Origin of the sequence: Vibrio sp. Vb1026 (assembly GCF_033338745.1) — a bacterium.
Taxonomy (GTDB): Bacteria; Pseudomonadota; Gammaproteobacteria; order Enterobacterales; family Vibrionaceae; genus Vibrio; species Vibrio alginolyticus.
In genome coordinates this window covers 1-1,399 of the sequence record NZ_JAWOTH010000087.1, presented here as the reverse complement: position 1 = coordinate 1,399, position 1,399 = coordinate 1, and the positions used below count along the sequence as shown (strand labels likewise).

The following is a 1,399-nucleotide window of genomic DNA, read 5'->3' as shown; positions in this document are numbered from 1 at the left end:
CTTATTGTTTCAATGCTTGGAAAATAATTTCTGCTAAAGAGTGACTTATTCCCGGTACTTTGGCGATTTCTTCAACACTTGCGCGCTTAAGTTCCTGCAATCCACCCATGTATTTCAATAAAGCTTGGCGTCGTTTTGGCCCAACACCTTCAATCCCCTCCAACGCGCTTGTACGTCGAGTTTTACCACGTTTCGCTCTGTGACCCGCAATCGCATGATTATGACTCTCATCGCGAATATGTTGAATCAAATGTAGCGCTGGAGCGTCACTAGGTAAGTTGAACTCTTCGCCATCAACCGTAATTAAGGTTTCAAGGCCAGGTTTACGTGTTACACCTTTGGCAATACCAATCATGATTGGTCGCTTAGGCCAATCTCCCCAATACTGGGCGATGATTTCATGCGCACGATTTAACTGACCTTTACCACCATCAATAAAGATGATGTCAGGGATTTTTTCTACGTCCAACTGCTTTGAGTAGCGCCGCTCTAACGCCTGCCCCATCGCTGCATAATCATCGCCACCCGTGATTCCAGTAATGTTATAGCGTCGGTATTCTTGCTTTACCGGACCTTCGTTGTTGAAGACCACACATGATGCGATAGTGCTCTCGCCCATCGTATGGGAAATATCAAAACACTCCATCCTCATAATAGACTCCATTCCCAGCGTCTCGCGAAGTGCTTTGAAACGTTGGTTGATCGTCATCTTATGGTTGATTTTTGTCGTGATGGCAGTAAGTGCATTGGTATTAGACAGCTTAAGATATCTCCCTCTCGCACCAGTCGGAGAAGTATGGAAATGAACCTTACGCCCTGCGACTTCACTCAGTGCTTTTTGAATGGGTTCGAGATCGTCGGCCAACTCTTGGTTCAGTATTATTCGAGATGGGATTGTTCGCGCCTCATTGTGGCTCAGGTAATACTGAGTCAAAAAGCTATCGAATACCTCTTGTTGGCTCGTGTTTTGAGGAATCTTAGGGAAATGACTGCGACTGCCTAACACTTTACCCTGACGAATCATCAATATGTGGATGCAAGCAATGCCGTTCTCTTGCGCAAAACCCAGCACATCCATATCATCCATGCTGTCTTCCGATACATATTGCTGTTCTTGGACTCGTCTTATCGCTTGTATCTGATCACGAAACTTTGCCGCGTCTTCAAACCGAAGTTGCTGACTAGCAACCTCCATTTTCTCTATCAACTGCTTCAGTACTTGCTGATCTTTACCTTGCAGAAATAGACGGACGAAACCCACCAGCTCTGCATACTCTTCATCTGAGATAATCGAGCTAACACACGGGCCAGCGCAACGACCAATTTGATACATCAAGCAAGGGCGCGTTCGATTGGAGTAAACCGTATCTTCGCACTGTCTAACAGGAAATATTTTTTG

The 1,399-nt window shown here is 45.5% G+C and carries 1 protein-coding gene; it reads right to left on the bottom strand.

Annotated elements, in window-relative coordinates; all coding sequences use genetic code 11:
* Position 1: 1 nt before the first annotated feature.
* Positions 2-1,399, bottom strand: a 1,398-nt coding sequence (gene uvrC / locus R7E47_RS24355) for an excinuclease ABC subunit UvrC (RefSeq protein WP_318085255.1), incomplete at its 5' end; no start/stop codon positions are given.